At 67.1% G+C, this 7,417-nt stretch carries 7 protein-coding genes and 1 rRNA gene; 3 read left to right on the top strand and 5 right to left on the bottom strand.

Going from position 1 to position 7,417, the window contains the following annotated elements; all coding sequences use genetic code 11:
- Positions 1–110: 110 nt before the first annotated feature.
- From tatC to ACFX4F_RS19900, 4 genes are all read right to left on the bottom strand, one after another.
- The gene (tatC, locus tag ACFX4F_RS19915; protein ID WP_176022400.1) at positions 111–860 is read right to left on the bottom strand and encodes a twin-arginine translocase subunit TatC; all 750 of its coding nucleotides are present in this window, start codon (positions 858–860) and stop codon (positions 111–113) included.
- Complete coding sequence (tatB, locus tag ACFX4F_RS19910) at positions 857–1,330, bottom strand: Sec-independent protein translocase protein TatB (RefSeq protein ID WP_380658036.1); 474 nt, start codon at positions 1,328–1,330, stop codon at positions 857–859. The genes tatC and tatB overlap by 4 nt, the downstream gene beginning before the upstream one ends.
- 15 nt (positions 1,331–1,345) lie before the next feature.
- The gene (gene tatA / locus ACFX4F_RS19905) at positions 1,346–1,573 is read right to left on the bottom strand and encodes a Sec-independent protein translocase subunit TatA (protein WP_099819944.1); all 228 of its coding nucleotides are present in this window, start codon (positions 1,571–1,573) and stop codon (positions 1,346–1,348) included.
- 74 nt (positions 1,574–1,647) lie between these two features.
- Positions 1,648–2,538, bottom strand: coding sequence for a lipid-binding SYLF domain-containing protein (locus ACFX4F_RS19900; RefSeq protein WP_380658034.1), 891 nt, complete (start codon positions 2,536–2,538; stop codon positions 1,648–1,650).
- 166 nt (positions 2,539–2,704) lie between these two features.
- Here ACFX4F_RS19900 and hemH point away from each other — a divergent pair, with 166 nt between their 5' ends.
- From hemH to ACFX4F_RS19885, 3 genes are all read left to right on the top strand, one after another.
- Entirely contained in the window at positions 2,705–3,667 is a 963-nt protein-coding gene (gene hemH / locus ACFX4F_RS19895; RefSeq protein WP_380658040.1) for a ferrochelatase, read from the top strand.
- Positions 3,664–4,521 carry an alpha/beta fold hydrolase gene (locus ACFX4F_RS19890; protein WP_380658032.1) on the top strand — a complete coding sequence of 286 codons (858 nt, stop codon included), beginning with the start codon at positions 3,664–3,666 and terminating at the stop codon, positions 4,519–4,521. The genes hemH and ACFX4F_RS19890 overlap by 4 nt, the downstream gene beginning before the upstream one ends.
- Before the next feature lie 291 nt (positions 4,522–4,812).
- Positions 4,813–6,909: a methyl-accepting chemotaxis protein gene (locus ACFX4F_RS19885; RefSeq protein ID WP_380658030.1), complete on the top strand. Its 2,097-nt coding sequence runs from the start codon at positions 4,813–4,815 to the stop codon at positions 6,907–6,909.
- Between the two features lie 403 nt (positions 6,910–7,312).
- On the opposite strand, the gene rrf is transcribed toward ACFX4F_RS19885, so the two are convergent.
- A 5S ribosomal RNA gene (rrf, locus tag ACFX4F_RS19880) occupies positions 7,313–7,417 on the bottom strand; the annotation flags it as partial.

The following is a 7,417-nucleotide window of genomic DNA, read 5'->3' as shown; positions in this document are numbered from 1 at the left end:
CCCCCCCCCCCCCCCCCCCCCCCCCCCCCCCCCCCCCCCCCCCCCCCCCCCCCCCCCCCCCCCCCCCCCCCCCCCCCCCCCCCCCCCCCCCCCCCCCCCGCTACCGGGAATCAGGCCGCAGGCTTCTTGACCGCCGAAGACGGCACCAGCCAGCGCGCGGCGTGGATGCCCAGCTCGTACAGCAGGCACATGGGGATCGCCAGCATCAGCTGCGACACCACATCCGGCGGGGTCAGGATCGCAGCGAGCACGAAGATGCCGACGATCGCGTAGCCGCGCCCTTCCTTGAACTGCTGCGGCGTGATCCAGCCCAGCAGCACCAGGATCACCATCGCCACCGGCAGTTCGAAACTGCCGCCGAAGGCGAAGAAGATCGCCAGCACGAAATCCAGGTAGGCATTCGCATCCGGCGTGATCGCGATCACTTCCGGGCTGAAGGTGGTGAGGAAGTGGAAGACCGCCGGCAGCACCAGGAAATAGGCGAAGGCGCAGCCGGTATAGAACAGCAGCACCGACGAGACCAGCAACGGCATCGCCAGGCGCTTCTCGCGTGCATACAGGCCCGGCGCGACGAACGCCCACAGCTGGTACAGCAGCCATGGCACGGCCACGAACAAGGCCACGAAGAACGTCAGCTTCAACGGCGCGAAGAAGGCGCCGGCCGGGTTGGTGGCGATCATCGTCTGCCCGTTGGGCAACTGCGAGATCAGCGGCTCGGCCAATGCGTTGTAGAGCTTCTGGGTGAACGGCAGCAAGCCCAGCAGAACAACGCCCAGGCCAAGCAACGCACGCACCAGGCGCGCGCGCAGTTCAACCAGGTGTTCCACCAGCGAACTTTCGCCGAAATCGTGTTCGCTCATGACGGGCGCTCCGTGCGCGCAGGCGTTTCGGCCGCGGTATCAGCAACGGTATCGCCCGCAGGTTCGGCAGGGGTGGCCGCGGTGGCAGCACCTTCCGGCGAAGCCACCACCGGCGCGGCCGCATCCATCAGATGCGGGGGCAGTTCAGCCGGTGCCGGTGCACGCACCTGCTGCGCCAGCGTGTCGCTGTGCTGTTGCATCTGCTCGGCTTCGCGGCGCACGGCTTCGCCGCTGGCACGCAGCTGGTTCTCGGTGTCCTGCATGCCCTGGCGCACGTCCTGCATCTGCCGCTTGATGTCTTCGGCCTGCAGTTCGCGTTCCAGTTCCTGCTTGACCGAATCCCATTGATTACGCGCGCGGCGTACCCACAGCCCGGCGAAGCGGGCCGCCTTGGGCAGGCGCTCAGGTCCGAGCACCACCAGGGCGACCACCGCGATCACCAGCAGTTCGCTGAAGCCGATATCAAACACCGCAACCGCTCCGGATCAACGCGCGTTGCGGTCGTGCTCGTCCTGCGCGGCGCGCGCGGCGTCCTGGCTGCGCGACTCGTCGCCCAACTGTGCGTTCGGCTTGTCTTCGTCGTGCATGCCCTTCTTGAATTCCTTGACCGCCGAGCCGAGATCCTTGGCACCACTGGTCAGGCGCTTGGTGCCGAACACCAGCAGGACGATGGCGAGTACGACCAACCAATGCCAGATGCTGAAACTGCCCATAAGTCGCTCGTTACGTTAGTGATCAGATTGCCGAGCATAGCGCACCGGCTGTAAGCCGGCGCGCGTGACGAAAGTCAGTTGTTGCCCAGCGTTTCAGTGCGGATTTCACCGTCATTGACCGGCTGGAAACCCTGCTGGGCCGGCGGCGGGGTCTGCGGCACGGCCTGCAGCGGCGCCGTGGTCGCTTCAACCGGTGCCGCAGGTGCTGCCTGAACAGGCACCGGGGCGGGCGCTGCAGCGGCGGCCGGACGCGGTGCGTCATTGCCACCGTTGCGGTTGTTGCGCGCCGCGTAGGTCGCCTCTTCCAGGCGATCACGGAAAGCGACCACATCCATTGACGGCGAGCCCGCCGCGCGTCCCTCGAAGATCATCCGCGGCGTAGTGTTGCTGCCGTAGGCGTCGAGATTGGCGGCATCGTCGATCTGCAGGATCGCACCATCCAGGGCGACGCCTGCGAACAGGCCACGGGCGCGCGACCACGACCAGATCTCAGCCTTCAACTGGCCATCGGTGGCGGCGGCGGCATTGCGGCCTACCGGACCGGCGGCGACACCGGCATCGGCGCCGAGGGTGAACTTGCCGTTGACGAGGTTGTCCAGGCTGCGGTCGTTGCGGAACACCAGCACCACGTCAGAGGACTGCACACCGGCCTGGAAGCCGATGCTGCCGCCGGTGAGCTTGATGAATACCGGGTTGGACCACGCACCGTTGGGCATGCGCACCGACATCAGGCCGTGGCCACGGCGTCCGCCGATCACCAGACCGGCCTTGATCGTGTCGGGAATGACGATGACCGCGCGGCCTTCGTCGAGCAATTTGTCCGGAATGCCCTGTTCAGGGATTCCCTGGATTTCAGCCAGTACACGCACCGCGTTGCGGGCGCGCTGGTCTTCCTGCGGTCCGGCCATGGCCTGGCTGGACAGCAGGCTGGCGGCGATCAGCAGGGCTTGGATCGGGCGACGCATGGCAGGCTCCAGAAGTCAGTCCATAGGAAGATATAGCAAGTGACTGAAATTAGTAGTGTTGTGATGAATCCCCAATGAGCGTTGCCTGCTCACATTGGCCTCAGCAATGACATCGATGCGAAGCCTGCATACCGACGTGACGATGGAATCGGCGACAATAGCGCCCATGCTCGACGCACCCGATACCGCCGTATTGGCGGTCAACCTAGGCACGCCCGAGACGCCGACGGCTCCCGCCGTTCGTCGTTACCTGGCCGAATTCCTGTCCGACCCGCGCGTGGTCGCCCTACCGGCACTGCTGTGGCAGCCCCTGCTGCGCGGCCTGATCCTGCCGCTGCGCAGTGGCCGTTCGGCCGCCAAGTACGCCCAGGTGTGGCTGCCGGACGGCTCGCCGCTGATGGTCCACACCCGCCAGTTGGCGCAGGCGATGCAGGCCCTGCTGCCGACGCTGCGCGTACGCCACGCGATGCGCTACGGCGAACCGGCACTGACCACCGAACTGGATCGGCTGGCCGCCGAGGGCGTGCGCCGCATCGTGGTGTTGCCGCTGTATCCGCAGTATTCGACCACCACCACCGCCTCGGTCGAAGACCGCGTGGATGCGTGGCAGCGCAGGAACCCGCAGGTCACGGTCAGCCTGGTGCAGGATTATTCGATTGATCCGGACTGGGTTGCCGCCGTCGCCGGCTCGATCCAGCGCTATTGGCAGCAGCAGGGTCGCGGCCAGAAGCTGATGTTCTCCTTCCATGGCATTCCACAGCGCCTTGCCGATGCCGGCGATCCCTATCCGCAGCGCTGCGAGGCCAGTGCACGCGCGATCGCCGCGGCGCTCGGCCTGGGCGCGGATGACTGGCAGATGGGTTACCAGTCGCGCTTCGGCCGCGAACGCTGGCTGCAGCCCTACGCCGAACCCAGCCTGTGGGAGCTGGCAGAGGCAGGTGTGAAACAGATCGACGTGGTCTGCCCCGGCTTTGCCACCGACTGCCTGGAAACGCTGGAAGAAGTCGCGATGGGCTTCACCGAGACCCTGGCCGAACGCGGCGCACAGATGCGCTACATCCCCTGCCTCAACGCCGAACCGGAACACGCCCGCGCACTGGCACGGCTGGCCGTGGCCTCGCTGGCATGACCCTGCAGCCGTTTGAACTGCAGGTCGCGGGCGTCCGCGTTGCCGGCCTGCGCCGTGCGGGCGACGGACCGCGGGTGCTGGCCCTGCACGGCTGGCTCGACAATGCGGCCAGCTTCTTGCCGCTGGCGCCGCATCTGCCGCAACTGGACCTGGTGGCGATCGACCTGCCTGGACACGGCCACAGCGCACATCTGCCCACCGGTGCGGTGTACACCACGCCGGCGGCGATCACCCATGTACTCGATGTCGCCGACGCGCTGGGCTGGGACCGGTTCACCCTGATGGGCCATTCGATGGGTGCCGGCATCGCCAGCCTCACCGCAGCGGTCAGTGATCGCATCGAACGCCTGGTCGCCATCGAGGCGCTCGGCGGCCTGCGTGGACCGGAAGAGGACACCGCCAGCCGTCTGCGCGAACACGTCGATGCCACCCGAGCACTCGCACGCAAGCAGCTGCGCGTGTTCCCCGATCTGGCCGCACCGATCCGCGCGCGGATGATGACCAACCAGCTCAGCGAAGGCTGCGCACGCCTGCTGGTCGAACGCGGTGTCGAGCCGGTCGAAGGCGGCTATCGCTGGTGCAGCGATCCGCGCCTGATGCTGCCCACCGCAATCCGCCTCAGCGAAGGCCAGATCGACAACCTGCTGCAGGCCATCAGCTGCCCGACCCAGGTGATCTACGCCACGCCTGCGCAGTCGTACTATCCCGAGCCAATGCGCAGTGAGCGCCTGCAGCACCTGCGTGATGGCCGCCTGGCGGTATTCCCCGGCAACCATCATCTGCACATGGAACACCCGGCACAGGTTGCCGCGGTCATCGATGCATTCCTGAGCGGAAACAGCAACGCGCGCTGACCATCGTCGGCTGCGCGTACTTCACTCTGCGCCACTGCGGCCGATAGAACGGTAGTGGGCCCCTGCGCCCACAGCACGCAGGCCCTTTGTGCCTGCGGCTTGTTCCTGGTTCTGCAAGGAAGACCGCATGTCCCGTCTGCTGCACCGTCATCCACAGGATGTGGTCACGGTGTCTGTCCTCCGCGTCGCAGTCTGCGCCGCATTCCCCGAATTTCCCGACCATGCCGTCGTTGCGCTCGTCCGCGCTGGGCGTTGCAGGGTCGCTGCCGTCCGTTGATCCAGGAGTTGCCGATGTCCATTGCGTCCTCCCGCCCCCCCGACCAGGGCCGTACCCCTTATCTACAACAGCTGGCACAGCGGGGCGATCGTCGCCTGCTGCTGGGCAGCGTGGTATTGGCAGCGATCGGCCTTGTGCTGGCCGTGCGCGGTACGTCGCTGGCCGCCGCGAGCGCCGTTGCCGCCTCGGTACTGCCAGCCGCATGGCTGGGCTGGCGCCAGGCCGGCCAGGCCATCGCCCGCAACGGCCTGGCGGTAGTGCTGTCCCTGCAGTTGAGCCTGCTCTGCCATATCGGCGGATTGAATGCCGCGTTGCCGACTGCACTGCTGCTGGGCGTGCTGCTCACCCAGCGTGACCGCCTGCCATTGTGGCTGGCCGGCGCCATTGGCGTCATTGCAGTGCTGGCGCCGTTGCTGGACGGAGCGGCCGTGCTGCCACCGCTGTTGAATGCCACTGCCCTGGCGGCGCTGACGCTGGTGCTGGGCCAGACCGCCGCACGCCTGCGCCAGCAGAGTGAAGCGCTGGGTCACGGACCGCACCGCCTGGCCGCATTGGCACGTGACATCGCCACGGGCGCCGACCTCGGTGCACACAGCGATGCACGCAGCTACGCACCCGGCTCACTGGCCCACGCATTGGCCGATACCGCGCGTCACGTGCAGGCGCAGCGCGGCCGCGAGGCCGAGGCGCACGCCGAGAACGCGCAGATCCGCCAGGCACTGGACGCCTCGCGCACGGCGATGATGATTGCCGACAACGATCACGTCATCCGCTACGTCAACCGTTCGGTGGTGGCGCTGCTGCGCAACCAGCAGGCCACGCTGCGCCAGGCGTTCCCCGATTTCGACGCCGAGCGGCTGGTCGGCAGCAGCATCCATCGTTTCCATGCCAACCCTGACCGCATCCGCGGCATCCTCAACGGGCTGGAGGTGACGCATCACGGCAAGGTGCGGATCGGGCCGGTGCATTTCGCCCAGGTGGTCACCCCGGTGTTCGATGCACAGGGCGCGCGGCTGGGCTTTGCGGTGGAATGGCATGACCGCACCCATGAGCTGACGCTGGAGAATGCCGTTGCCGGGATTGTCGATGCCGCCGCACACGGTGATCTCGAACAGCGCCTGCAGGCCAGCGAGGGCGCCAGCTTCCTCGACGGCCTGACCGGTGGCATCAACCAGTTGCTGGATACCCTGGGCAGCACGGTCGACGAAGTGCGGCAGATGCTCTCGGCGATGGCCAATGGCGATCTCGACCGCCGCATGCAGGGCGAGTACCACGGCGCATTCGCCGCCATCCAGCGCGATGCCAACGCCACCGCGAGCCAGTTGGCACGCATGGTCGGCCACATCCAGCACTGCGCCACCACCATCAGCACGGCCGCCAGCGAGATCGCCGCCGGCAACGGTGCGCTGTCCGAGCGCAGCGAACGACAGGCTGCGCATCTGCAGGAAACGGCCGCTTCCATGGAAGAACTGACCGCCACCGTGCGCCAGAATGCAGCGCACGCGCGACAGGCCAGTGAGCTGGCCGCCTCCACCCAGGGCGCGGCAAGTGATGGCAACCACGCCATGCAGCGGGTGGTCGACACCATGCAGGCCATCGAAGGCGCCTCGAAGCGGATCGGCGACATTACCGGCGTGATCGACGGCATTGCCTTCCAGACCAACATCCTGGCGCTCAACGCAGCAGTCGAAGCGGCACGCGCCGGCGAGCAGGGGCGAGGGTTCGCGGTCGTCGCCAGCGAGGTCCGTGTGCTGGCGCAGCGATCGGCCGCCGCCGCCCAGGAGATCAAGGTCCTCATCGACGAGGCAGGTCGTCAGGTCGGCGAGGGCGCCCAGTTGGTGGCCGATGCCGGACAGCGCATGCAGGGCATCGTCGGCGGCGTGGAGAACGTAAGCCACTTGATGCGCGAGATCTCGGCGGCATCGCAGGAGCAGTCCACTGGAATCGAGCAGATCAACCAGACGGTGGTGCAGATGGATCAGGCCACGCAGCAGAACGCGGCCCTGGTGGAAGAGGCCACTGCAGCGGCACGTGAACTGCAGTCGCAGGCAGGCGCACTGAACCAGGCGGTATCGGTGTTCCGGCAGCGCGAGGCGGCGTTGATCGACTGAGCCGACCCTGCGCCATGCTCCATGGAAGGCGGCGCCCGCAGGGCGCCGCCTTTTTGTTGGGCGCGGTTCGCGGCAGGGTTCGTTGGCTCAACGGGTATGAAGGCGATCCGTTCAAGGCTGCCCGCGACACGATGATGAAGGCCGGGGGCACCTGCCGCTGCGGCGAAGTAAGTCCCCCCGCCGCCGAGCTGTACACAAAGCGGCGCCCTCTGGGCGCCGCTTTTTTGTGCGTGTGTGGAGGGCACATCCGGCCCCGCCGTTGGTAGTTGCCAACCTTGGTTGGCAGCACCGTACGCGGCGGCGGCATCCACGCATCTGCCGGCCCGCGGCCGGCACCAGCGGGTATTTCCTGCGCACAAAGAAAAACCCCGCTGCGTGAGCGGCGGGGTTTTTGGGGTATAAACCCTGGCGATGACCTACTCTCGCATGGCTTAGGCCACACTACCATCGGCGCAGCTACGTTTCACTTCCGAGTTCGGGATGGGATCGGGTGGTTCCATAGCGCTAA

The sequence above is a fragment of the Stenotrophomonas sp. YIM B13575 genome, from assembly GCF_042787595.1.
Lineage (GTDB): Bacteria > Pseudomonadota > Gammaproteobacteria > Xanthomonadales > Xanthomonadaceae > Stenotrophomonas > Stenotrophomonas lactitubi_B.
The sequence above is the reverse complement of the archived record's forward strand: the minus strand, read 5'-3'. Positions and strand labels throughout refer to the sequence as shown.

Bases quoted from the DNA above. Each gene is read 5' to 3' on its own strand.
- tatA (WP_099819944.1), bottom strand. From the start codon at position 1,573: ATGGGCAGTTTCAGCATCTGGCATTGGTTGGTCGTACTCGCCATCGTC.
- hemH (WP_380658040.1), top strand. From the start codon at position 2,705: ATGCTCGACGCACCCGATACCGCCGTATTGGCGGTCAACCTAGGCACG.
- tatC (WP_176022400.1), bottom strand. From the start codon at position 860: ATGAGCGAACACGATTTCGGCGAAAGTTCGCTGGTGGAACACCTGGTT.
- ACFX4F_RS19890 (WP_380658032.1), top strand. From the start codon at position 3,664: ATGACCCTGCAGCCGTTTGAACTGCAGGTCGCGGGCGTCCGCGTTGCC.
- ACFX4F_RS19885 (WP_380658030.1), top strand. From the start codon at position 4,813: ATGTCCATTGCGTCCTCCCGCCCCCCCGACCAGGGCCGTACCCCTTAT.
- ACFX4F_RS19900 (WP_380658034.1), bottom strand. From the start codon at position 2,538: ATGCGTCGCCCGATCCAAGCCCTGCTGATCGCCGCCAGCCTGCTGTCC.